The organism is Chitiniphilus eburneus, from assembly GCF_005048205.1.
GTDB classification, from domain to species: Bacteria; Pseudomonadota; Gammaproteobacteria; order Burkholderiales; family Chitinibacteraceae; genus Chitiniphilus; species Chitiniphilus eburneus.
Genome location: NZ_SUMF01000086.1, coordinates 1 through 693 on the forward strand (window position 1 = coordinate 1; position 693 = coordinate 693).

The 693-nt window shown below is 61.5% G+C and carries 1 protein-coding gene; it reads left to right on the forward strand.

Features of this window, described 5'->3' with window-relative positions:
* Nucleotides 1-693: RHS repeat domain-containing protein (locus FAZ21_RS20070; RefSeq protein ID WP_169307519.1), on the forward strand; the 693-nt coding region annotated here is incomplete at both ends.

Sequence of the window (693 nt, forward strand, 5' to 3'; positions counted from 1 at the left end):
GCCTACGGCCAGCTCAGCAGCTTCACCGCCAGGCATGGCGACACCGTATTGTTCCAGGAGCAATACACCCGCAACACCGTTGGCCAGATCACCGGCAAAACCGTCAGCGGCAACGGCCCGACGCAGGACTACGGCTACCGCTACGACCTGGCGGGCCGCCTGATCGAAGTCACCCAAAACGGCAACGTCATCGGCCAATACCAATACGACGCCAACGGCAACCGCACCCACACCAACGGCGTGGCGGCCACCTACGACGCCCAGGATCGACTCACCGCCTACGGCAACCGCCAATACCAATACAGCGCCAACGGCGAACTCCAGCAAATCAACGCCAGCGGCGCCATCAGCCAATATCGATACGACACCCTCGGCAACCTGCGCCAAGTGATCCTCGCCCAGGGCGGCCAACTGGATTACGTAATCGACGGCCAAAACCGCCGCATCGGCAAAAAAGTGAACGGCGTCCTGGTCCAGGGCTTCATCTACCAGGACCAACTGAAACCCGCCGCCGAACTGAACGGCAACGGCCAGGTGGTCAGCCGCTTCATCTACGCCGGCAAAGCCAACGTCCCGGAATACCTGGTCAAAGGCGGAGAAACCTACCGCATCATCACCGACCAACTGGGCACCGTACGGCTGGTGGTCAACAGCCAGACCGGCGAAGTGAAACAGGAAATCGCCTACGACGCC